Below are 22,597 nucleotides of genomic sequence, written 5' to 3' on the forward strand. Positions count from 1 at the left end.
GACCGGTGCGCGTTCACACCGTGGTCCACGCGGTCGTCACGGTGGCCCCGTTGGTGGAGCGGCACCGTAGGCGGATGGGCCCGCGACGCAGCCCTTCCACGAAGAACCGCCCCAGCGTGTCGACCGCGACGTCGCGGGCGCCGCCCGCGTCCTCGATGACGCAGGTGGACTCGGCCGTGCCGACCACCTGGCCGACGATGTCGACCTGCTGCCCGCGGCCGGTGATCTCCAGGTCGATGTAGACGTCGGACGCGGCGAAGGACAGCACCAGCGGCGCACCCTCGGTGGGCTCACCCGCGCGCAGCGCGAGCCGTCCCCGCGGGTCGACGCGTCCAGATGCTGACGTCCCACCGGTCAGGCCCGCGTCCGCCAGCTCGTCGCCGGAAGCGGCGACAAGCCGTGCCAGCTCCCCATCGGGGTCGAGGAAGGTGATCGCGAGACGGGCGGCCTGCCGAGCCCGGTCGGAGACGGGGTCGACCTCGGTCGCGACCCGGCGCAGCGCGGCGAGCAGCTCGGCGTCTTCGGCGTTCAGGTCCTTCGCGGTCGCCTCGTCTTCGGCGTCGGCGGGGACGGGGACGGCCGTGCTGTCGTCATCCATGGCGCAGGCTCCCGGAATCAGACCCACCCGGCGGCTGGTCGTGGGCGGCCAACAAGGTACGAAGCTGCTCGAGGCATCGTTTTCGGGTCGGGCCGATGTAGCCGGGGGAGCAGTCCAGCGCGGCGGCGACCTCGGCGTAGCTCGGCGGCGGGTCGGCCATGAGCACGCGCAGCAGGTGCTGGCAGCGCGGCGCGAGGCGGCGGAACGCCCGCCACAGCGCCGCGTCCCGTTCGGCCAGCAGCAACACGTCCTCCGGCCCGGTGTCCGGTGGCGCGGGCTCGTCGGAGATCGTCTGGTCGAGGCCCGCGCGGACCCGTACTCGGCGCCGCAGTGTCGCCAGGCACTCCCGGCGGACCGTGGTGACCAGCCAGCTACCGACGTACTCGGGATCACGCAGGGCACCCAGGTTCTCGACGAGGCGCAGCCAGGTCGTCTGGATGGCGTCTTCGGCATCCATCTCGTCGAGACGCATCCCGCGTGCCACCGCCCACAGCAGGCCGATGTAGCGCTCGTTCAGCGCTGGCCACGCGGACAGGTCGCCCTCGCGTATCCGGCTCACCAGCTCCCCGGGCGTCAGTTCCGCCAGCGTCGCGTCCTCGCTCGCTGGTGCCGACGCGTCGGCCCGCTGGGGCTCAGGGCCGTCCCGCCTGTCGTCCCCGCCGGGGCCGGTCGCCGACGGCGGACACCCGGATTCCGGGCGCGGCGCCGACCGAGTTCCACCAGTCACCGTGTCGCCAACCTCCCCTGCTGCCGGCGACGGCCGCGCGCGGTGGGCGCGGCCGTGCTGTCGACGAAGGTGAGTAGTCAGTGGCGCCGCTGATACATGGTTGGGGAGATCCGTCGTCGACGATCATCGCCATTCCCGGAATGGGCGATCAGGTCGGGGAGACGGCGGCCAGACGGCAGGTGAGGGTCAGGATGCCGTCCGCGCGCCGGGTGGGGCCGTCGGGGAAGACCGAGCGGAACAGGGCCAGGGCGGGCGTGTTCTCGGCGAGGACCTCGGCGGTCAGGCAGACGAGACCGAGCTCGGCGGCGCGCTGGCCGATGGTGGTCAGCAGAAGGCGGCCGATGCCCTGCCGGTGCAGCGCGTCGGCGACCTCGATGGCGACCTCGGCCTCACCCGGCCCGGTGCGGGCCAGTCGGACGGTCCCGGCCGCGCGGGGGCCTTCCGGCGTGCAGACCACGGCCACGAGTGCCAGCCGGTCCTGGCCGTCGACGTCGAGAAGGGTCGCGCGAAACCGGCTGGACAGCCGGTGCAGCGGGGCATGGAAACGCAGGTAGCGGCTGCGCGGCGACAGGCCGGCGAACACCTCGTCGAGGGCCTCGCCGTCCTGCGGCGTCAGCTCGCGGATCAGCGGGACGGCCCGCCGGATGGCGCGGCGCGAACACGGCGCGGCGGCCCGCCGGCGGCCCTCGCCACGCTGACGGGGGATACCGCCGACCTGGCCGGCGCGGCTCTGCGCCTGGGCGCGGTCGGGCGAGTAGATGGAAACCGTCATGGTCCCAGTCCAGCCCCGACAGCCCGGAGCATCCGTACATCGTCGCCTCCCGGACGCCACCAGGGCACGTCGCGAAGTCGACAGCTGCCATGGGATTATCCTGAGCGGCGCGCCAGGTCAACATCTCAACCGACCGGGCGGCGCCCGGGTAGTGGGCGGGGCGTGCTCGACGCTCAGGAAAGATACCGGCGCGGGTTGCTGGTGCCACAGGCAAGGCACACCAGCCAGTCTCGTCGATAGCCGCCATCCTCGTCCGACGGGGCACTGACGACGTTGCTCTCTTCCTCGCCACAAAAGAAGCAGGTCGCCTCCTCTCCGGCAAGGCGTCGCATCGCCGTCAAGGGTCCGCCTTCGTGGTGCTGGTAGCCGATCCAATCGCACTGGCGGCATTCCCACCACAGCTCGGGCCTCGGTCTTGGCTCGGCATTGCCCCAGTTGTTCCGGCGGTGTACGACCGGCCGATCGGCCAGGGTATGCAGGCACCTCGGGCATTGAGGGCCGCGAGGTGAATGCCGTGCTGCGACCGCCTCATCCAAATCTTCACGCGCCCCTGGGATCCACGTCATCGCCACTCCGCACACCGGACGGCACCGCGCCCTGAACCCGACGACGCCCGGCAAATAGGCTATGTCCGCTAGCGTACGGTCGCTTCCGCCGAACACGTTGCCTGGCGGGAGGGATGGCAGATTCCCCGGCCGTACCGACAGGAGGGCGACGTTGACCTATCGGTTCGATCCCGAGCTGGCCGCGGTAATCCCGATGCTGCCGATGCTGGACTTCTCCGACCTGGCCAGCGTCCGGGCACTCCTTGCTGGGGTCCGTGGCGGCCAGCAACACGACACCACCGGGATCGACGTGCGAGACGTGCACGTCCCCGGGTCGCCAGACCACCCTGAGGTCCCCGTCCGGGTCTACCGGCCGGCCTGCCACCGGCCTACATCTTGGTCATGGAGTTCGACCCGCTGCGCGACGAGGGCATCGCCTACGCCCAAGCGCTGCTCGCCGCTGGTGTTCCAGTCGAGCTCCACCTGTTCCCCGGAACGTTCCACGGCTCCGGGATCGCGGCGCACGGCTGCTGTCAGCCGACGGGAACGCACCGAGGCCACGGCCGTCCTGGCCGCCGCCMTCGACCTCTCCCGCGAGACCGACGACTGACGACTGACCATGCTCGTGCGCCACACCGTTCGCCCGTGGAATCAGGCGGACCGCTGGCTGACGCGGGGGCCGGGGCGGAACGTGATCGGGAGGGTGTGCGGGGAGCGGGTGAGGGTGTTGTGGAAATGAACGTCCGCGCCGTCGGCCAGCCTGATGTCGTCGAGTCGCCTGGTGAGCTCCTCCAGCGCGATCCGCAGGTTCAGGCGGGCGACGTTGGAGCCGAGGCAGCGGTGCGGGCCGGCGCCGAAGGCGACGTGCCGGTTCGGTGAGCGGGCCGGGTCGAACGCCTCGGCGTCGGGGAACTCGCCGCCGTCGTGGTTGGCCGACGCCCAGTACAGCAGGACCTTGTCGCCGGCCTTGATCTCCCGGCCGCCCAGTTCGACGTCGCGGGTGGCGGTGCGGGCGATCGCGATGAACGGCGAGTCGAGGCGCAGCAGCTCCTCGACGGCGGTCGGGATGCGTTCCGGATGTGCGCGCAGCAGCGCCGGGATCTCAGGTTGGTGGGTGAAACGCAGCATCATCAGCCCGAGCGCGCCGGCCGTGGTCTCCAGACCACCGAGGACGAGCAGCTGGACGATGCCGATGGACTCGGCCTCGGTGAGCGGCCTGCCCTCGTACTCGGCCGCGAGCACGGCGTCGACGACGTCGCCGCGTGGCTCCGATCCCCGCCGCGTGGCCAGCAGATTGGTGATCCAGGCCGACAGCCCAGCCCAGCCCTCCTTGGCACGGGGATGGTTGGGCACCGAGGACACGGACGCCAGCTCGGCGACCTTCGCGATCTCGTCGCGCGGGGCGTGCAGCGCGAAGTCGAAGAACGACGTGCTCGGGAACGGCCGGGCGAAGTCGTCCATGAACTCGCACGCGCCGCGCTCGATGAAACCGTCGATCAGCCGGGTGACCAGCTCGCGGGCCGGCGTCTCCCAGTGCGCGATCGCCTTCGGCGTCAGGTGCGCGTTGACGAGCCGCTTGTAGACCCGCTGCTCGGGCGGGTCCACCTCGACCGGGATGTTGCGGACCTCGCCGCGGTACGGCGGGATGTTCAACCCCTCCGTGGAGGTGAACGTCTCCCAGTCCTGGGCGACGCGCAGCACGTCCTCGTACTTCGTCAACACCCAGAAGCCGCCGTGCGCCTCGCTGTGCGCGACGGGGCAGAGAGACCGCATCCGCGCCAGGGTCTCCGGCAGGACCGGGGCTAACTCGGGGGAGACGTGGTCGAACTCGCGCAGGCACCATTCGTCGGGCATCGGCGCGCCGGCCGCGACCATGCCGGCCGCCGCCGGGCCGTCCGGTGTCACCGAGGACGTTGGCTGCATTGTTCCTCCAGGACAGGAACGTTCGAAAACCCAGGAAAGCGGACGGAGGTCGGCCCGCGGCCCGGAAGAACCGGGAGGCGCGGGGCGCGGGCACGGGGCGCGGGGTCGTCAGTCGGTTCTGATCCAGACGGCTTTCACATTGAGGTAGGAGTCGAGCGCGTGCTCGCCCATCTCGCGGCCGTAGCCGCTCATCTTGTAGCCGCCGAACGGCACGGCCGGGTCCATGTCGAGCATGGTGTTGACCCACACGGTGCCGACCCGCAGCTCACCGGCCAACCGGTGCGCCCTGCCGACGTCCCGGGTCCAGACCCCGCCCGCCAGGCCGAACGGGCTGTCGTTGGACCGGGCCACGGCCTCCTCGACGGAGTCGAACGGCAGCACGCAGGCCACCGGGCCGAAGATCTCCTCGCGGGCGATCCGCATGTCGTCGCGGACGTCGGCGAAGACCGTCGGCGCGACGAAGTAGCCCCTCGCCAGGTCGCCGTCGGTCAGCCGGTGCCCGCCAGCGGTCGCCCGAGCGCCCTCGGCCTGGCCCAGGTCGAGGTAGCCCACCACCCGCTCGAGCTGGCGGGCGGACACCACCGGGCCGATGGCCGTGTCCGGGTCCACGCTGTTGCCGACGCGCAGCCCGCCCGCGAACGTCGACATCCGCTCGACGAACTCGTCGTAGATCGGCCGTTCGACGTAGACGCGCGTGCCGGCGCAGCAGACCTGGCCCGAGTTCGTGAACACGCCCATCGAGACGCCGGGGACGGCGCGGTCCAGGTCGGCGTCGGCGAACACGACGTCCGGCGACTTGCCGCCGAGCTCGAGGGTGACCCGCTTGATGTTGCCGGCCGAGGCCCGGATGATCTGCTGCCCGACGGCGGTCGAGCCGGTGAAGGCCACCTTGTCGACGTCCGGGTGCTCGGCGAGCGCCGCGCCCACCGTCGAGCCGTAGCCGGTGACGATGTTGACCACGCCGGGCGGCAGCCCGAGCTCGACCAGCAGCTCGCCGAGGCGGATCGTGGCGAGGCTCGCCTCCTCGCTTGGCTTGAGCACCATCGTCGCGCCCGCGGCCAGTACCGGCGCGATCTTCCAGATGGCGTTGCTGATCGGCCGGTTCCACGGCACGATCGCCCCGACCACGCCGACGGGTTCCTTCTGGGTGTAGGTGAGGACGGACCCCGGCAGCGAGTTCTGGATCGTCTCGCCCTGGATCTTCGTCGCCCAGCCGGCGAAGTAACGCAGGACGMTGGCCTCCCAGGAGGTGCGCGCCTTCGCGCGCGGGCGGCCGAGCGGGGCGCCCATGTCGAGCGCCTCCAGTAGCCGCAGCTCCTCGAAGTCGCGCTGGACCGCGTCGGCGAACGCCCACAGCAGGTCCTGGCGCTGCCGCGGTGTCATCCGCCGCCACGGGCCGGCCTCGAACGCGGCCCTGGCGGCCGCGACCGCGCGGTCCACGTCCGCCGCGTCGCCCTCGGCGAGCTCGGCGATCACCTCGCCCGTCGACGGGTTCACGCTGGTGAACGTCCGGCCGGAGGCCGCCTCGACCCACTCGCCGCCGATCAGCAGCCTCTTCGGGCCGGTGCTCAGGAACGGGAGCGCCAGCGCCTCCGCCCCCGCCGGGGCGATCGTCACGCGGTGGCCTCGGTGGTCTTGCCGACCTCGGTGAGGAGCTCGTAGATGTAGGTGACGGGCGGCGGGTTCATCCCCAGCGCGTCGCTCACCGCGCCCCGGTCGGGGCGGGTGCGCATCGCCTTCAGCGCCGCGTCGAGGTCGTCCGCCTCGATCTCGTAGATGGCGAGGTACCGGGGCGTGCCCTCGGCCGCCCGGACGTGGCCCCCCTCCCGCAGCCGGAAACGGCGGGCGGCGACGAACCCCGGGATCGTGAGGAGATCGGGGAGGTGGTCCTCGTCGTACCACCTGTTGAACTCGTCCTCGACCTCCGGGCTCGCCGGGCTCGCCTGGACGAGCATGATCCCCTTAGCCATCGCGCTCTCCTCTCGTCTCCGCCGCGCCGCGCCGCCCGTGCCTTCGCGTCAGGCGCCGGGGATGAGCGACGGTGGGAGACCGATGCTGCGCTTCTCCAGGAAGCTTTCCAACCCCTCCGGGCCCAGCTCCCGGCCGATGCCCGACTGCTTGAAGCCGCCGAACGGCACCATCGGGAAGGGCGGGTAGCTGCCGTTGACCGCGACGCTGCCGGTGCGCAGCCGGCGGGCGACGCCGAGCGCCCGCGCCGGGTCGCCGCTCCAGACCCCGCCGGACAGGCCGTAGTCCGAGTCGTTGGCGATCCGGACCGCGTCGGCGCCGTCCGAGTCCTCGTAGGGGATGAAGCTGAGGACCGGGCCGAAGATCTCCTCGCGGGCGATCCGCATCTCGTTGTGGACGTCGCCGAGGATCGTCGGCGCGACGTACCAGCCCTTCGGCAGGTGCGCGGGCCGCCTGCCGCCGGCGACGACGCGGACGCCGTCCGCGACCGCTGCGGCGATGAGGCCCTCGACGCGGGTGCGCTGGCGCTCGGCGACCAGCGGGCCGACGATGACCGCGGGGTCGTGCGGGTCGCCGACCGGCTCCGCGTCGGCCGCCGCGCCCGCGATGGCGAGCGCCTCCTCGTAGCGGGACCGGGGGATCAGCACCCGGGTGTGCGCGCCGCAGACCTGGCCGGACAGGTGCATGCCGCCGTGGACGACGGCCGGGATGACCGTGGCGAGGTCGGCGTCGTCGAGCAGGATCGAGGCGGACTTGCCGCCGAGCTCCAGCGAGACCCGCTTGATCTGCTCGCCGCACAGGCTCATGATCCGCTTGCCGGCGGCGGTGGAGCCGGTGAAGGCGATCTTGTCGGTGCCGGGGTGGGTGACCAGGTGCTCGCCGACCTCGCGGCCGCCGGGCACGAGGTTGATCAGGCCGGCGGGGACGCCGGCCGCCTCGAGCGCCTCGACGAAGACGTAGGCCGACAGCGGCGACTCGGGCGCGGGCTTGAGCACCACCGGGCACCCGGCGGCGAGCGCCGGCGCGGTCTTCCACGCGGCCAGCGTGATCGGGGCGTTCCACGGGACGATCGCGCCGACGACGCCGACCGGCTCTGAGGTCACCAGCCCGGCCCGGGGGCCGGCGGTGACGACCCGCTCGAACTCGTAGGACCGGATCAGCTCGGCGTAGTAGTCGAAGACGACGGCGACGAGGCCCGTCTGCGCGGCCTTGGACTGGCTCGCCGCGCAGCCCATCTCGTCGGTGGTGATGCGGGCGATGTCGTCCTCGCGTTTGCGCAGCTCCGCGGCGGCGCGGCTGAGCACGTCGGCGCGCTCGGCCGGGCTGGTGCGGGCCCAGGAGCCCTCGTCGGCCGCCGCCCGCGCCGCGGCGACCGCGCGGTCGATGTCCGCGGTCGTGGCCAGGGGGACCGCGCCGGCCCGCTCCTCCGTGGACGGTGAGATCACCTCGAGCAGCTCGCTGCTCGACGGCTCCACCCACGCGCCGTCGATGTAGAACGTGCGCCGGTACATCAGCGAGTCGCTCACGCAGCCCTCCCAGGGATCGTTCGGCCGAACGTAACACTACAGAGCGAGCGCTCGCTAGCTTGTGTCACAGGGGGTGACGGGTCGATGGTGCCCGGCTGACAGCCGGGTGGCGGCTCACCTGGGCCTCTTTTCGATCTGCTAACTATGTGAGGGCTCACTTGCGACGGTATGTGATCGCGGTTACACTACACTCCGCGATCTTCGGCGTGAGCCGTGCCCGTCGTGGCCGGCCCACACCGCCCGTCGCCATCGCCCGTCGGGGCTGGCGCAAGCCGCCCCTCCCCGTCGAACGTCCCTGGCCCCTCCTTCGGGGCGGGGGCGCGGCCGAGAGGAAAGACGTTGTCGCAGCTGTGGCAGTTCGCCCTGATCGGCTTAGCCGGCGGCGGCGCGTATGCGCTCGTCGCGCTCGGCGTGGTCGCGGTCTACCGGGGGTCGGGAATCCTGAACTTCGCCCAGGGCGCCATCGGCATGGTGGGCAGCTACATCTTCTGGGACCTGCACGCTGGCGGCGCGGGTAGCGGCGGCCTCTACTCGGGAACCAGCACCGAGGGGGGCGCGCACGCGTCGCTGCCCGTCGCCCCGGCCATGGCCATCGGGGTGGCGTCCGGCGCCGTGCTGGGCCTGCTGTTCTACCTGGTCGTGGTGCGGCTGCTGCGCAACAGCCCGGACATGGCCAAGGTGGTCGCCACCCTCGGGCTGATGCTGCTGCTGCAGAGCGTCGTCGTGAAGCGCTATGGCACCGAGTCCCACCTGCTCCCGCCGCTGTTCGGGCACGGAAAGATCACCATCGCGAGCGGTGTGATCACGAACGACACGCTCGCGATCCTCATCGTGACGTTCGCGCTCGCCCTCGGCCTGTGGCTCATGTTCGGCAAGACCAAGCTCGGGATGAACGCCACCGCGCTGCGGGAGAACCCCGTCGCGGCGAGCGCGATCGGGATCTCGCCACACCCGACGGGCCTCATCACCTGGGGCGTCGGCGGGGCGGTGGCCGCCTTCGCCGGCATCCTGCTGATCCCGGTCATCGGCCTCACCCCGGACGCGCTCACCCTGCTGGTGATCCCGGCGATGGCGGCGGCCCTCGTCGGCCGGTTCAACGGCGTGTGGATCACCGTCGCCGTCGGGCTGGCTCTCGGCGTCGCCGAGTCGGTGATGCGCCGTTACGACGTCAATCTCGGTATTACCTCCTCGCTCCCGTTCGCGGTGATCATCGTCGCGGTCATCCTCGGTGGCGCGGCGCTGCCGGGGCGGGGCGAGGCGTTGACCGGCAGGCTGCCGCGGGCCGGCACCGGCCGGTTCAAGCCGGTGACGGCGATCATCTGGGTGCTCGTCGCCGTCGCCATCCCGGTGTTCGCCTCGCCGTCCTGGTCGACAGCGATGATCAACAGCACCCTGTTCGGTCTGCTCGCCCTGTCGATCGTCGTCGTCACCGGCTATGCCGGGCAGATCAGCGTCGCCTGTGCCGCGCTCGCCGGCTTCGGCGCGTTCATCGCCGCCCGGCTGAGCAATGACGCTCACCTGCCATTCCTGCTGTGCCTGCTGGTCGGGACCGTCGCCGCCGTCGTGCTCGGCGTGGTCTTCGGCGCCCCGGCGGTGCGGGTACGCGGTGTCAACCTGGCGATCGTCACGCTCGGGCTCTCGCTCGCGGTCGAGAACCTGGTGCTCACCCAGCCGTCGCTGACCGGTGGCCTGGACGGCCTGACGGTGCACGACCCGTCGCTGTTCGGCCTGAGCATCAGCCCGTCCGCGCACCCGAACCGGTTCGCGCTCGTGTGCCTCGCCGCCTTCGTGCTCGCGGCGATCGCGGTGCTCAACCTGCGCCGCGGCGAGGCAGGACGGCGCTTCCTCGCGGTACGGGCGAACGAGCGGGGAGCGGCGTCCGTCGGCGTGTCGGTGCCGGGCGCGAAGCTCGGTGCGTTCGCCATCTCGGCCGGGATCGCCGGCCTCGCCGGCGCGCTGTCGGCGTTCCAGTTCCGGATCGCGGACTTCACCAGCTACGGAGTGTTCCGGTCGATCTCGGCGCTGGCGTTCACCGTCGTCGGCGGCGTCGGGTACGTCGCCGGGGCGGTCTTCTCGGCGTCCGCGGCCGCGGGCGGCGTGGTCGCCAACGCGGTGTCGGACTGGCTGTCCGTCGGCTCCATCGACGCGTGGCTGCCGATCGCGACGGGCCTGGTCGTCCTCGACGCCATGGTCCGCTCGCCCAGCGGCATCATCCCGGCGCAGGCGGCGATCAAGGACGGCCTGGTCCACCTCGTCCGCCGGCTCGCCGGCCGCCGACCGGCGGGGTCGACCGAGTCGACCGAGTCGGCGGACCTGGAGGGGCTGGCGGAGCCGGGCGCACCGAGCGCCACGGCCGCGACCAGCCCCGCCACGTTCGAGCCGAGCTGTCCGGTCCCGGCGGGGGAGACGGTGCTCGTCGCGCGCGACATCGAGGTGCGCTACGGCAGCACGGTCGCTGTCGGGGGGGTGTCGTTCGAGCTGACCGCTGGGCGGGTCGTGGGCGTGATCGGGCCGAACGGCGCTGGTAAGACCAGCCTCATCGACGCCCTCACCGGCTTCGCCAGGACCGCGGGCGGCACCGTCGAGCTGCTCGGCCGCGACGTCACCGGGCTGCGCGCGCCCGTGCGGGCCCGCCTCGGGCTTGGGCGGACGTTCCAGAACCTGGAGCTGTTCGACGACCTGAGCGTCCGGGAGAACATCCTCACGGCGCTCGACGGCCGTGGCGCGCTCGCCTACGTCCGCGACCTCGTCTACCCGCGCCGTGGCCGGCTGTCCGACGCCGCCGCGGCCGCGGTGACGATGCTCGGCCTCGACGACGTGCTCGACACGGTCGTCGCCGACCTGCCGCAGGGCCGGCGGCGGATGGTGGCGATCGCCCGGCTGGTGGCCCAACGCCCGGCCGCGGTGCTGCTCGACGAGCCGGCGGCCGGCCTCAACGGCTCCGAGCGGCGCACCGCGAGCGCGCTGTTCCGCCGGCTGGCGTCCGAGTCCGGCGCGGCGGTCCTGCTGGTCGAGCACAACATCGACGTGGTCGCCTCGACCTGCGACCACGTGGTCGTGCTCGACTTCGGCAAGGTCATCGCCTCCGGCCGGCCCGACGAGGTGCTGCGCGACCCGGCCGTGCGCGCCGCCTACCTCGGCCAGCTGAGCTCCGACGCCGCCGAGGCCGCCGCCCCCGAACCGGTCGCCGCCGAACCCGAGCCCGCGACCGCGGCGCCCGAGCCGGTAGCTGCCGAGGGCGTCTGACGCTCCCGGCGGGGACGGCGCCGCCCTACCCGCCGCCCCCAACGCCCGCCCGGCCGCAGGGCCGGTTGATCGCCGCTTACGTGTTGTCGCAGTCGTGAATTCGGCCGAATCGCGACGACGGCGACACGTAGGCGGCGATCATGGGTGGTGGGGAGCGCCGCGCGGCGCCGCGCGCCGGTCAGCGGCGGCGGCGGGTGGGCTCGAGGGTGGGGAAGAAGCCCTTGACGGTGCTCTGGGTGACCAGGCTGATCGCGCGGTCGCGGTTGAACAGGTCGTTGTGCCGGCTCTCGAGGGCCAGCACCAGGGCGATGCCCATGACGGCGCGGGCGGAGATGTCCGGGGACTCGAACTCGAAGCCGTAGCGGTCCTCGACCTCGCGCCAGGCCTCGGCCAGCCGGTCCATGGCGACGGTGAAGTGCTTGCGGTAGAAGCGCCGCGCCACCTTCGGGTCGCCGAAGAGCACCAGGCCCAGCAGCGGCAGGATCTCCTCCAGCGTCGAGATGAGCTGGCGGTACAGGCCGTTGAGGGTCTCGAGCTGACGCTCGGGCGTCAGCGGCTCGTCAAGGTCGACGACCTCGGTGGCGGCCACCAGCTCGTCGATCGCCTGGCGCAGCGGCTCGAAGACGGCCTCGTAGAAGAGCTGGTCCTTGCTCTCGAAATGGCGGTAAATTACGCCTTCGCTGATGCCACCGCGTTCGGCGATCTGCTTGATAGTGGTGCCGTTCATATCGCCGGTCTCTACGAACGCCTGCCGGGCGGCCTTTAGAATGGAACTCTTGCGCGCCTCGGCGGTCAGCCGCCGCGGCCGTGGCCTGGCCTYGGGCTCGGCATCGGCGGATGGAGCCGGGCCGGACTCCGGGACTGTCTGCTCCACCGTCGAGTCGGCCATCGGTCCTCCTGGTATGGCGCTGTCTCTGTCGGGCAATCGGCGCCAGGTGAATGAACGTACGCTATCTTACCTGCTCCGATCATGGTTCTCGTGTTGTCTCCGTCATGGGGTCGCGTCTCTGATCTCGATGTCGACGTCGATGACTTGACACGCGGATGGCGGCGATCTTAGGTTCATTAGGAAATGAGTGTTTACTTATTCCGTGATCCCAGGTCGCGGCGCCCGGCGGGAGCGAAGCCATGCATGACGTCGTGATCCGCGGCGGCGAGGTCGTCGACGGCACGGGGGCGCCGCCCCGGAAGGCGGACGTCGCGATCGACGGCGGCCGGGTCACCGAGGTGGGCGCGGTCGCCGAGCGGGGCCGGCGCGAGCTGGACGCCTCCGGGCGGCTGGTGACGCCCGGCTTCGTCGACATCCACACCCACCTCGACGCCCAGCTGTTCTGGGACCCGGTGGCCAGCCCGTCGAGCTCGCACGGGGTGACCACGGTGGTGCTCGGCAACTGCGGCGTCACGTTCGCGCCGGTTCGCCCCGGCCAGGAGCGCTRCCTCGCCGAGATGATGGAGGCCGTCGAGGACCTCCCGGCCGACACGATCATGACCGGCCTCGGCTGGGGCTGGGAGACCTACGGCGACTACCTGCGCGCTCTCGGGTCGCGCGCGCTGGGCGTCAACGTCGGCGGCCTCGTCGGCCACTGCGCCCTGCGCTACTACGTCATGGGGGAGCGCGGCCTCGAGGACGCGGCCGCCACCGACGACGACGTCGCCCGGATCGCGGCGCTCGTCGGCGAGGCTGTCGACGCCGGCGCGCTCGGCTTCTCCACCTCCCGCAGCTTCATGCACACCGTCCCGGACGGCCGGCCGGTGCCCGGAACGTTCGCCCGCCCCGAGGAGCTGGCCGCGATCGGCGGCGCGCTCGGTGCCCGCGGCAGGGGCACGATCGAGGTCGTCGCGCGCATCGGGGAGCGCGACGGGCCCACCCGGCGGAACTCGGTCGCCGAGCTCGCCTGGATGGAGGAGGTCAGCCGGGCCTCCGGCCGCCCGCTCAGCTTCGCCATCACGCAGAGCGACCGCCGGCCGGACCTGTGGTCCTGGGTGATGGACCAGGTCGCCGCCGCCCGCGCCCGCGGCGCCGACCTGCGCCCGCAGACGTCCGCCCGCGGCAGCGGCATCCTCTACGGGCTGGTCGGCCGTACCCCGTACGACACCCTGCCTGCCTGGGCGCGGCTCGCCGCCCGTCCCTTCCCGGAGCGCCTCGCCGCGATCGCCGACGAGGGCACCCGGGCGCTGCTGGTGGCGCAGGCGAACGAGCCGACCAGCCTGTCCGGCCCGCTCGCGCCGAAGGACCCGGGCAAGCTCTACCTGCTGCCGCCGGGCCCCGCGAGCTACGACGTCCGGCCGGAGAACAGCCTGGCGGCCGAGGCGACCCGGCGCGGCACGTCGCCCGCCRCCGCGTTCCTCGACTTCCTGTCCGACACCGCCGGCCTGGGTCTGCTCTACTACCCGGTGCTCAACCAGAGCCTCGACGCCGTCGCCGCGATGCTGACCAACCCGGACGTCGTCGTCGGCGTCGCGGACGCCGGGGCGCACGTCGCGCTGACGATGGACGCCGGCCAGTCCACCTATCTGCTCAGGCACTGGGTGCGCGAGACCGGACTGCTCGACATCGCCACCGCGGTCCGCAAGCTCACCCGCGAGGGCGCGGAGCTGTTCGGCATCCGCGACCGCGGCGTGCTCGCGCCCGGAGCGCACGCGGACGTCAACGTGATCGACCTGGAGAGGCTCGACCTGGACACGCCGGAGATGCGCGCCGACCTGCCGCTGGGAGCGCAGCGCTTCGTCCAGCGGGCCCGCGGCTACGACTACACGCTGGTCGGCGGGGAGATCCTCGTCGACCATGACCAGCTCACCGACGCCCGTCCCGGCCAGCTCGTCACGGCGGGCTGACGTGCCGGCGCTCGACGACGAGCCGACCCAGCCCGGAGGAACGGTGCCGCAGACAACGCCGCTCGGCGAGACGACGCGCATGGACGAGACGACGCCGCTTGACCAGACGTCGCCGCTTGACGGGACGCTGCCGGGAGAGGGCTTCCGGCTCGGCGGCCGGGTGGCGGTGGTGACGGGCGCGTCCTCGGGGCTCGGCGCCGCCGTCGCCCGGGCACTCGCGGCGGCCGGCGCGCGGGTCGCCATCGTCGCCCGCCGGGAGGACCGGCTGGCGGCGCTCGCGAAGGAGATCGGCGGGCTCGCCGTCGGCGCCGACCTGCTCGACCAGGCCCAGGTCGACACGGTCGTCCCGCGGGTGGCCGCCGAACTCGGCGGYCCGGAGATCCTCGTCAACGCGGCGGGCAACATCTTCTCCCGCGACCGGGCGGAGGACGAGACGGCCGACGCGATCCTCAGCACGCTGGGACTCAACCTGGTCGCGCCGTTCCGGCTGAGCCAGGCCGTCTTCGGGCACATGAAGGCGGCCGGGCGCGGGGCGATCGTGCACGTGTCGTCGGTCAGCGGCATCGTCGGCATCCCGAGCATCCCGCAGGCGTCCTACGCGGCCAGCAAGGCCGGGCTGTCGGGCCTGACGGTGGAGCTGGCGGTGCAGTGGGCGCGGCACCGGATCCGGGTGAACACCGTCGCCCCCGGCTTCTTCCGCAGCGAGATCACCGGCGATCTCTACGACACCGAGCGCGGCCAGACCTGGCTGCGGCGCAACACGCCGCTGCCGGATGACGGCAGCCCCGAGGACATCGTCGGCGCGGTGCTGTGGCTGGTCAGCGACGCCGGCCGCTACGTCACCGGCCAGACGATCGCCGTCGACGGCGGCTGGACGGCGCGCTAGGCCTTTCCCACGGCCACATTGACGCATTGCGTCCTCGCGGTGAGGCGGGTTTGGATGGAGAAGGCTCGGCGAGCCGGTCCGTCCTGCTGGGAGGTTCAGCCCCGAGCCGTCCTGATATCCAGCGAGGAACGGGTGACGGCATGCGCGAGTACCGGAAGTTCTACATCGGCGGCGAGTGGACCGACCCGGCCGGCACGGAGACCTTCGAGGTCGTGAACCCGGCCACCGAAGAGGTCGCCGGCACGGTCGCGATGGGCTCGGCCGCGGACGTGGACCGCGCCGTGGCGGCCGCCCGCGACGCATTCCCCGCCTGGTCGGCCACCAGCCGCGCGGAACGCCTGGAGTTACTCCGGCGCGTAGTAGGCGAGTACCAGAAGCGCATGCCCGACCTCGGCGCGGCACTCACCGAGGAGATGGGCGCGCCGGCCTCGCTCGCGGGCGGCTTCCAGGTGGGCCTCGGCATCGGGCATCTCGCCAAGGCGATCGAGCTGCTGGAGACCTTCGTCTTCGAGGAGGACCGCGGCGGCGGCCTGCTGCTGGTGCGGGAGCCGATCGGCGTCTGCGGCCTGATCACGCCGTGGAACTGGCCGCTGAACCAGATCGCCGTGAAGGTGTTCCCAGCCCTGGCGACCGGCTGTACGACGGTGCTGAAGCCCTCCGAGCGGTCGCCGTTCAGCGGGCAGATCTTCGCCGAGATCCTGGCCGCTGCCGGTGTTCCCGCCGGGGTGTTCAACCTGGTCCAGGGCGACGGCCCCAGCGTGGGCGTGCCGCTGTCCGCCCACCCGGGCGTCGACATGGTCTCCTTCACCGGCTCGACCCGGGCGGGCATCGAGATCGCGCGTAACGCCGCCCCGACCGTCAAGCGGGTGGCCCAGGAGCTCGGCGGCAAGGGCCCGAACATCATCCTCGACGACGAGGCCTTCGCCGCGAACGTGGCCAAGGGCGTCGCGAGCATGATGGGCAACTCGGGCCAGACCTGCAGCGCCCCGTCGCGGATGCTGGTGCCCAGCGAGCGGATGGCCGAGGCCATCGCGGCGGCGCGCGCCGCCGCCGAGCGGGTCACGGTCGGCGACCCGAACACCGAGGTCACGATCGGTCCGGTCGTCTCCGCCAGCCAGTTCGAGAAGATCCAGGCGCTTCTTCAGAAGGGCCTCGACGAGGGCGCGACGCTGGTCGCCGGCGGCCCCGGCCGCCCCGACGGGCTGACCAGGGGCTTCTACGTCCGCCCGACCGTCTTCGCCGACGTCAAGAACGACATGACGATCGCCCGCGAGGAGATCTTCGGCCCGGTTCTGGTGATCATCGGCTACGACGGCGTAGACCACGCGGTCGAGATCGCGAACGACACGGAGTACGGCCTCGCCGGCTACGTCGCGGGCGTCGACCTGGAAGCCTGCCGCGCCGTCGCCCGCCGCATCCGCGCCGGCATGGTGACCATCAACGACGGGTTCGACTTCGCCTGCCCGTTCGGCGGCTACAAGAAGAGCGGCAACGGCCGCGAGTGGGGCGAGTTCGGCTTCCACGAGTACCTGGAGACCAAGGGCATCCTTGGCTACACCCCCGCCGGGTCCGGCTCCTAGCCGGCGGACGGCCTGACGGCGGGCCCCCGGGCTGGCGCGGATCTCCAGCCTCAGACGCGGCTGGAGATCCGCGCGCCCCCGACCGGGGCGACGGCCTGCCAGGTCCGCGTCGACGCGGCGTGTATGTCGCTGTCGAAACGGTCGACGAGCAGCGCCTGCGACGCGGCGAGATGGGCGCGGGAGATGCGCTCGGCCTCGGCCGCCCGGCCGGCCTCGATCTCGGCGAGGATGCGCCGGTGCGTGCGCACGACGGCCTGGGCGTCCTCCTGCGCGGGGTACTCGCCGCGGCTCGTCAGCAGCTCCGCCCAGCGCACCTCCTGCGCCGACCACAGGGCGACCAGGCTGCTGACGACGAGGCGGACCGTCGCGTTCGGGGTGAACGCGACGATGAGCTCGTGGAACTGCCGCGCCGTCTCGGTGAAGGCGACGCCGCTGCCGACGAGCCCGCTGCCGCCGGGCCCGCTCCCGACCAGCTCGGCCGACTGGTCCACGTTGGCGCGCAGTGCCGGCACGACCTGCGTGTCGCGGTCGTCGCGGCGGGCGCACTCGGCCGCGCACAGCGGCTCCAGCAGTTGCAGCCCGCCTGCCAGGTCGCCGAGCGTGACCCGGCCGGCCTGCAGGACCAGGCCCAGGTGGTAAGCGGCGGACGACGGGTCCGGCCGGTGGACCTCCGCGCCGCCGACGTTGCCACGCCGGACGGTGACGAGCCCCTCGGTCTCCAGGATCCGGATCGCCTCCCGCACGGACGGGTAGCTCACCCCGAACTCCTCCACGAGCTGCTCCTGAGTGGGCAGCCGGTAGCCGTCGGCGTCGTTGCCGGCCAGGATCCGGTCGCGCAGCGTCGCGGCGATGGCTTCGGCGACGCGTAGCGGGGGGATGGCCCTGCGGCGGTTCGTCGGCACACCTCAATCTTACTATCCTTATAAGTATTGACCGTACTAGCGGGCCTGCATTACGGTCTGGCGTCCATGGAGTACGACCTGGGCCCAGCGGCGGCCGCGTTACGCGGGCGGCTGCGCGCGCTGGTGCGCGAGCACGTGCCCGCCGACTACCTCGGCGCGTTCACCGCCAACCCCGCCGACCTCGCCATCGCGCAGGACTTCTGCCGGCTGCTCGCCGATGAGGGCCTGCTGTGYATGGCCTGGCCGGAGGAGTTCGGCGGCCGCGGCGCGTCGCTGTGGGAGCAGACCGTCGTCCGCGAGGAGATGTGGGCCAGCCACGAGCCGCGCGGCGCCCAGTACATGGGCGTCAACTGGGTCGGGCCGACGATCATGCGGCACGGCACGGCCGCGCAGCGCGCCCGGCACCTGCCGCCGATCTCGCGCGGCGAGGTGATCTGGTGCCAGGGCTTCAGCGAGCCGGGCTCGGGGTCCGACCTCGCCTCGCTGCGCACCGCCGCCCGCCCGGACGAGAGCGGTGACGGCACCGGCGGCCGTGCCTGGCGGATCCACGGCCAGAAGATCTGGACCTCCTACGCCACCATGGCGCAGTGGTGCTTCCTGCTCGCCCGCACCTCGACGACCGGGCGCAAGCAGCAGGGCCTGACGATCTTCCTGGTGCCGATGGACTCGCCGGGGATCGAGGTCCGCCCGATCGCCTGCATGATGGGCCCGCACCACCTCAACGAGGTGTTCTTCGACGACGTGCGGGTCACCGAGCGGGACGTGCTCGGAGAGGTCGACGGCGGCTGGACCGTCGTGCAGGAGGTGCTCGCCTTCGAACGGGTCGGCATCGCGCGCTACGCCCGCTGCGAGCGGCTGCTGCAGGAGGCGCCGGYGGCGCTCGGTGACGCCTGGGAACAGCTGCCGGCGGAGCTGCGCGGCCGGTGGGCGCGGATGCTCGTGCATGCCCGGCGCGCCCGGCTGCTCGCCTACCGGGTCGTGTCCCGGCAGGGGACGGGCCAGGTCAGCCCGGTCGACTCGGCGGCCTACCGGATCGCGGTGACGAAGCTCGACCAGGACAGCGCCGAGGTGCTCATGGAGATCGTGACGGCCGCGGAGCCGGCGGGCGACGCCGGCGAGAGCGTTCGCTACGCGGACTGGGAGCGCTGGCGGCGCGCGGTCGAGGACCACGCGCGCTATTCGGTGGCCTCGACCGTCTCCTCCGGCAGCATCGAGATGCAGCGCATCCTGCTCTCCCGGGCGCTGCTGGCCGCCTCCGGCGCGCCGACGTCCGCGCAGCCCAGGGCGGCGGCCCCGGCGAAGGCGGGGGCGGCGTCATGACCGCGGTCGTGGGGGGCGCTGTGGACGGCCTCGCCGCCGGTGGCGGCGTGCTGATGGAGCTCTCGGACGAGGCGGCCGAGTTCGGCCGGACGGCGCTGCGCGCGCTCGAGGCGGCCGGCGGAGACGAGCTGGTCCAGACCGCCGAGCGGGAGCCCGCGCGGCGCGCCGAGCTGGTCGTGCCGGTGCTCGACGACCTCGGCGCCTGGGATCTCGACCCGAGGGGGAGTGCCGACGAGCTGGAGGCGGCGGCGGCGCTGTGCCGGGCCGCCGGCTGGTGGGCGGTGCCGTACCCGGTGGCCGAGCGGCTGTGCCGGCCGGCGGGCGGCGACGCCGACGCGCTGGTCGTCGTGGCGCCCGCGGCCCCGGCGGCTGCGGTCGCCGGGCTGGACCTGCGGCTCGCCGCCGTCACCCTCGACGGACGGCGGTACGCGGCGACGGCGCGCGAGCCGGACGTACCGGCGCGCAAGTCGGCGTTCGTGGTGGGCCTGGACCTCGCGCCGCTCGCCGGTGAGCCGGCTGGCGAGGATGCCGAGGCCGCCGCCGTCGGCGACGTCGCGCTCGGGCTGGTGCTCGGATGCTGGACGCTGCTCGGGATGCTGGACCGGGCGATGGCGCTGACCAGGACGTACATCCTGGAACGCGAGCAGTTCGGGCAGCCGCTCGCCCGTTTCCAGGGCGTGCAGTTCCAGCTCACCGACGCGGAGGTCGAGCGGGCAGGAGTCGCCGAGCTCGCCGGCTACGCGCTGTGGAGCGTCGAGGCGGGGCTGCCCGAGGCCGTCGACGACGCGCTGGCGCTGCGGCTGGCCGCCGTAGAGGCCGCCGAGACGGTCTTCCGGGTCACCCACCAGCTGCATGGCGCGATGGGGTTCTGCGACGAGACGACGCTGTCGTGGCTGTCGCGCTACAGCCTGCCGCCGCGCCGGCTGCCGCTCGGCCGCTCGGCCACCCAGGAAGCGCTCGCGAGCCGCCTCGGCCGGCGCGGTCTCACCGGCATCTTCGGCCCGAACGCCGTGACGGGCGCGGCGTGAACGCGACACTGGCCGACCTGGCCGAGCTGCGGGTCGCGGTCCGTGACTGGTGCCGGGCGCACGTCCCGGCCGACTGGCGCGGGGCACAGACCGGCGTCGGCGACGACGAGTTCGTCGCCTTCCAGCAGGCCTGGTTCCAGGAGCTGCGCCGCGCCGGCTACGCCGTGCCGCACTGGCCGGCCGAGTGGGGCGGCGGCATGTCGGCCGCCGAGCAGATGGTGCTCTACCAGGAGCTCGCCGCCGCGGACGCGCCCCGGCTGGTGCTCGCGTTCGTCTCGATCCACCACGCGGCGGCGACGCTGCTGACCGCCGGCACCGACGAGCAGCGCCGCCGGCACCTGCCGGGGATCCTCGACGGCGAGATCTGGGTCCAGGGCTTCTCCGAGCCGGAGGCGGGCTCGGACCTGGCGAGCCTGCGCACCACCGCCCGCCGGGACAGGCGCTCGGATGGGGACGTGTTCGTCGTCAACGGCCAGAAGCTGTGGGCGAGCGGCGCGGCGCACGCGGACTGGTGCCTGCTGCTCGCGCGCTCCGACCCGGCCGCGCCGAAGCGGCGCGGCATCTCCTACCTCCTGATGGACATGCGCTCGCCGGGCCTGGACGTGCGGCCGATCCGCAACGCGCTGGGGGATTCGCACTTCTGCGAGATCTTCCTGAACGACGTCGAGATCCCGGCGGAGAACCTCGTCGGGCCGGAGAACTCCGGCTGGCAGGTGGCGCAGGCGACGCTGTCCGCCGAGCGCGGGATGACCATGCTGGAACTCGCCGAGCGGCTCGGCAACGTCGGTCTGCGCTCGCTCGTCGACACCTGCAGGCGGCCGGACACGGCCGGGCACCGGCCGATCGACGACACGCTGGTGGCGGACCGGCTCGCCGCGTTCGACACCGAGATCGCCGGGCTGCGGGCGCTGTGCCGCGACCTGGTCGAGCGCCACGACGCCGGCACCGTCGGCCCGGCCGACGCCTCGGTCGTGAAGGTCTACTACAGCGAGCTGCTGCAGCGGATGACCGGCTTCGGCGCCCAGATCGCGGGACTCGGCGCCCTGACCGAGCTCGCCAAGCCCGCGTCCAGTGGCTGGGAGTCGGGCAGGTGGCTGCTCGACTTCATCGGCTCGTGGGAGTGGACGATCCCCGGCGGCACGAACGAGATCCAGCGCACGATCATCGGGGAACGGGGCCTCGGCCTGCCCAGGGAGCCGTGACTGCATGAACGCTCATTCATCCGAGCTGACCAGCGTCGCGCCGACGGCCGCGCCAGGAGCAGACGCCGGAGCTGACGAGGAACTGCGGGCCGAGCTGCGGGCGGTCGCCCGCGACCTGCTCGCGGCCGCCGGTGGCAAGGACGGCGGGGACGGCGCCGAGGTCGACTGGGCGCTGCTCGCCGAGGCCGGCTGGCTCGGGCTGGAGGTGCCGGACGAGCTGGACGGCGCCGGCGTCACCGTCGCCGAGACCGCCGTCGTCTGCCAGGAGCTGGGCCGCGCCGCCGCGCGGGCACCGTACCTGGGGACGGCCGTGCTGGGCGTGGGTGCGCTGCTGGCGCTGGAACCGGCCGACGGTCGTGACGACCTGCTGCGAGCGCTCGCCGGCGACGCGCCGCGGCTCGCGGTCGCGCTTCCCACCGGCGACGCGCCGCTCGGCCCGGCCGGTCTGCCGGCCGCGGTCCCGTTCCGGCTGGCGGGGGCGGGTGGCGCCCGGCGGCTCACCGGGCGCGCGCAGTTCGTGCCCGACGCCGCCGAGGCCGAGACGCTCCTGCTGCTGGCGCTGGACGAGGGCGACGAACCCGTCGTCGTGCGCGTCGCGCCCGGCCAGCGGGGAGTGCGGGTCACGGCCACGCCGGTGCTCGACGTCAGCCGGAGCCTGAGCGAGGTGGCCGCGACGGACGCGCCGGTCGAGGCGGGGTCGGTGTGGCGGTTCGGCGGCGATGGACGGGCCGGCGGGCGGCTGCTGCTCGCGCGGGGCGCGCTCGCCGTCGCGTGCGACAGCCTGGGCGCCGCCGAGGCGATGCTCGCGGCCACCGTCGAGTACGCGAGCGTGCGCCACCAGTTCGGCCGGCCGATCGGCTCGTTCCAGGCGGTCAAGCACGGCTGTGCCGACATGCTGGTGTCGGTCTCCGTCGGCCGCGGGCTGGTCGTCGAGGGCACGCGCGCGCTGGCCGCGGCGAGCGCCGCCCAGGTCGCCGGCGGTGCCGGCGGTGCCGGGGGCGTCGATGAGGCCGCCGTGAGCGCCGCCGAGGTCGCGGTGTCGCGCGCCAAGTCATACATGTGCGCGGCGGCCGTCGACGTCGCGGGCAAGGCGATGCAGCTGCACGGCGGCATCGGCTACACCTGGGAGAGCGGCGTGCACCGGTACCTCAAGCGCGCCGCTCTGTCTCGCGCCCTGTTCGGCTCGCCCGCCGCCCACCGGGCCCGCCTCGCCCGCCGTCTCGACGCCGACGCGGCGGGTAGGGCTTGATGACTCGCCGTGCCACCGGGTGGCGCCCGCGTCGGGACGCCGCCCGTCGGGGCGACGCCCCGACGGGCGGCAGGTCGCGGCCAGGTCCTTCGATCTGGATCTGGCGTCCGCGCCTCCGGCTGGCTAGGATGTGAGCGTTCGCTCTCTTAGAGGGCAGATCCATCCGTAGGCCCGAACCCTGCAGCCCACGGCTCCATACGCCCGCAACTCCGCAAGCCCGTAACAACTCCGCAAGCCCGTAACTCTGTCCGACCTATCGCCCAGCCGAAGGCGTCCCCGCGATGCCGGCC

Annotated in this window: 17 protein-coding genes and 1 pseudogene; 9 read left to right on the top strand and 9 right to left on the bottom strand. The window is 73.1% G+C overall.

Going from position 1 to position 22,597, the window contains the following annotated elements; translation table 11 throughout:
- Positions 1–13: 13 nt before the first annotated feature.
- The 3 genes from BCD49_RS09005 to BCD49_RS09015 form a co-directional block, all read right to left on the bottom strand.
- Complete coding sequence (locus BCD49_RS09005) at positions 14–598, bottom strand: hypothetical protein (RefSeq protein ID WP_007508296.1); 585 nt, start codon at positions 596–598, stop codon at positions 14–16.
- Positions 591–1,184: an RNA polymerase sigma factor gene (locus BCD49_RS09010; protein WP_063630314.1), complete on the bottom strand. Its 594-nt coding sequence runs from the start codon at positions 1,182–1,184 to the stop codon at positions 591–593. The genes BCD49_RS09005 and BCD49_RS09010 overlap by 8 nt, the downstream gene beginning before the upstream one ends.
- Before the next feature lie 289 nt (positions 1,185–1,473).
- Positions 1,474–2,097 carry a GNAT family N-acetyltransferase gene (locus BCD49_RS09015; RefSeq protein ID WP_007508292.1) on the bottom strand — a complete coding sequence of 208 codons (624 nt, stop codon included), beginning with the start codon at positions 2,095–2,097 and terminating at the stop codon, positions 1,474–1,476.
- Between the two features lie 917 nt (positions 2,098–3,014).
- On the opposite strand from BCD49_RS09015, the pseudogene BCD49_RS46355 reads away from it, so the two are divergent.
- Positions 3,015–3,149, top strand: a pseudogene (locus tag BCD49_RS46355) (alpha/beta hydrolase fold domain-containing protein); the annotation flags it as partial.
- Between the two features lie 144 nt (positions 3,150–3,293).
- Here the strand turns inward: BCD49_RS46355 and BCD49_RS09020 are convergent.
- The 4 genes from BCD49_RS09020 to BCD49_RS09035 all read right to left on the bottom strand — a co-directional run bounded on the left by BCD49_RS09020 (position 3,294) and on the right by BCD49_RS09035 (position 8,059).
- A complete protein-coding gene (locus BCD49_RS09020) occupies positions 3,294–4,565 on the bottom strand; it encodes a cytochrome P450 (protein WP_007508289.1) in 1,272 nt (423 codons plus the stop codon).
- Between the two features lie 108 nt (positions 4,566–4,673).
- A complete protein-coding gene (locus BCD49_RS09025) occupies positions 4,674–6,182 on the bottom strand; it encodes an aldehyde dehydrogenase family protein (protein ID WP_083401361.1) in 1,509 nt (502 codons plus the stop codon).
- Complete coding sequence (locus BCD49_RS09030; protein WP_007508285.1) at positions 6,179–6,535, bottom strand: DUF4286 family protein; 357 nt, start codon at positions 6,533–6,535, stop codon at positions 6,179–6,181. Before BCD49_RS09030 ends, BCD49_RS09025 begins: the two co-directional genes overlap by 4 nt.
- Positions 6,536–6,583: 48 nt before the next feature.
- Positions 6,584–8,059, bottom strand: a complete 1,476-nt coding sequence (locus BCD49_RS09035) for an aldehyde dehydrogenase (protein WP_007508283.1) — start codon at positions 8,057–8,059, stop codon at positions 6,584–6,586.
- A gap of 339 nt (positions 8,060–8,398) precedes the next feature.
- Here BCD49_RS09035 and BCD49_RS09040 point away from each other — a divergent pair, with 339 nt between their 5' ends.
- Entirely contained in the window at positions 8,399–11,305 is a 2,907-nt protein-coding gene (locus BCD49_RS09040; RefSeq protein WP_007508280.1) for a branched-chain amino acid ABC transporter permease/ATP-binding protein, read from the top strand.
- Positions 11,306–11,483: 178 nt separating this feature from the next.
- Here the strand turns inward: BCD49_RS09040 and BCD49_RS09045 are convergent, their stop codons facing one another.
- Positions 11,484–12,194 carry a TetR/AcrR family transcriptional regulator gene (locus BCD49_RS09045; RefSeq protein ID WP_198939430.1) on the bottom strand — a complete coding sequence of 237 codons (711 nt, stop codon included), beginning with the start codon at positions 12,192–12,194 and terminating at the stop codon, positions 11,484–11,486.
- A gap of 239 nt (positions 12,195–12,433) precedes the next feature.
- On the opposite strand from BCD49_RS09045, the gene BCD49_RS09050 reads away from it, so the two are divergent.
- The 3 genes from BCD49_RS09050 to BCD49_RS09060 all read left to right on the top strand — a co-directional run bounded on the left by BCD49_RS09050 (position 12,434) and on the right by BCD49_RS09060 (position 16,606).
- Positions 12,434–14,140, top strand: a complete 1,707-nt coding sequence (locus BCD49_RS09050) for an N-acyl-D-amino-acid deacylase family protein (RefSeq protein WP_071041383.1) — start codon at positions 12,434–12,436, stop codon at positions 14,138–14,140.
- A gap of 79 nt (positions 14,141–14,219) precedes the next feature.
- Positions 14,220–15,026, top strand: coding sequence for an SDR family NAD(P)-dependent oxidoreductase (locus tag BCD49_RS09055; protein WP_051467315.1), 807 nt, complete (start codon positions 14,220–14,222; stop codon positions 15,024–15,026).
- A gap of 140 nt (positions 15,027–15,166) precedes the next feature.
- The gene (locus BCD49_RS09060; RefSeq protein ID WP_007508272.1) at positions 15,167–16,606 is read left to right on the top strand and encodes an aldehyde dehydrogenase family protein; all 1,440 of its coding nucleotides are present in this window, start codon (positions 15,167–15,169) and stop codon (positions 16,604–16,606) included.
- A gap of 50 nt (positions 16,607–16,656) precedes the next feature.
- Here the strand turns inward: BCD49_RS09060 and BCD49_RS09065 are convergent, their stop codons facing one another.
- A complete protein-coding gene (locus BCD49_RS09065) occupies positions 16,657–17,508 on the bottom strand; it encodes a FadR/GntR family transcriptional regulator (protein ID WP_007508270.1) in 852 nt (283 codons plus the stop codon).
- Between the two features lie 66 nt (positions 17,509–17,574).
- On the opposite strand from BCD49_RS09065, the gene BCD49_RS09070 reads away from it, so the two are divergent.
- From BCD49_RS09070 to BCD49_RS09085, 4 genes are read left to right on the top strand one after another with little or no spacing between them, the layout of a single operon-like run.
- On the top strand, positions 17,575–18,828 hold the full coding sequence (locus tag BCD49_RS09070; RefSeq protein ID WP_071041384.1) for an acyl-CoA dehydrogenase family protein: 1,254 nt from the start codon (positions 17,575–17,577) through the stop codon (positions 18,826–18,828).
- 47 nt (positions 18,829–18,875) lie between these two features.
- Positions 18,876–19,856, top strand: coding sequence for an acyl-CoA dehydrogenase family protein (locus tag BCD49_RS09075; protein ID WP_071041392.1), 981 nt, complete (start codon positions 18,876–18,878; stop codon positions 19,854–19,856).
- Entirely contained in the window at positions 19,853–21,058 is a 1,206-nt protein-coding gene (locus tag BCD49_RS09080) for an acyl-CoA dehydrogenase family protein (RefSeq protein ID WP_007508265.1), read from the top strand. Before BCD49_RS09075 ends, BCD49_RS09080 begins: the two co-directional genes overlap by 4 nt.
- 4 nt (positions 21,059–21,062) lie before the next feature.
- Positions 21,063–22,307 carry an acyl-CoA dehydrogenase family protein gene (locus BCD49_RS09085; RefSeq protein WP_007508264.1) on the top strand — a complete coding sequence of 415 codons (1,245 nt, stop codon included), beginning with the start codon at positions 21,063–21,065 and terminating at the stop codon, positions 22,305–22,307.
- The last annotated feature ends 290 nt before the right edge of the window (positions 22,308–22,597 follow it).

The sequence above is a fragment of the Pseudofrankia sp. EUN1h genome, from assembly GCF_001854645.1.
Lineage (GTDB): Bacteria > Actinomycetota > Actinomycetes > Frankiales > Frankiaceae > Pseudofrankia > Pseudofrankia saprophytica.

Bases quoted from the DNA above. Each gene is read 5' to 3' on its own strand.
- BCD49_RS09085 (WP_007508264.1), top strand. From the start codon at position 21,063: ATGAACGCTCATTCATCCGAGCTGACCAGCGTCGCGCCGACGGCCGCG.
- BCD49_RS09005 (WP_007508296.1), bottom strand. From the start codon at position 598: ATGGATGACGACAGCACGGCCGTCCCCGTCCCCGCCGACGCCGAAGAC.
- BCD49_RS09020 (WP_007508289.1), bottom strand. From the start codon at position 4,565: ATGCAGCCAACGTCCTCGGTGACACCGGACGGCCCGGCGGCGGCCGGC.
- BCD49_RS09030 (WP_007508285.1), bottom strand. From the start codon at position 6,535: ATGGCTAAGGGGATCATGCTCGTCCAGGCGAGCCCGGCGAGCCCGGAG.
- BCD49_RS09060 (WP_007508272.1), top strand. From the start codon at position 15,167: ATGCGCGAGTACCGGAAGTTCTACATCGGCGGCGAGTGGACCGACCCG.
- BCD49_RS09015 (WP_007508292.1), bottom strand. From the start codon at position 2,097: ATGACGGTTTCCATCTACTCGCCCGACCGCGCCCAGGCGCAGAGCCGC.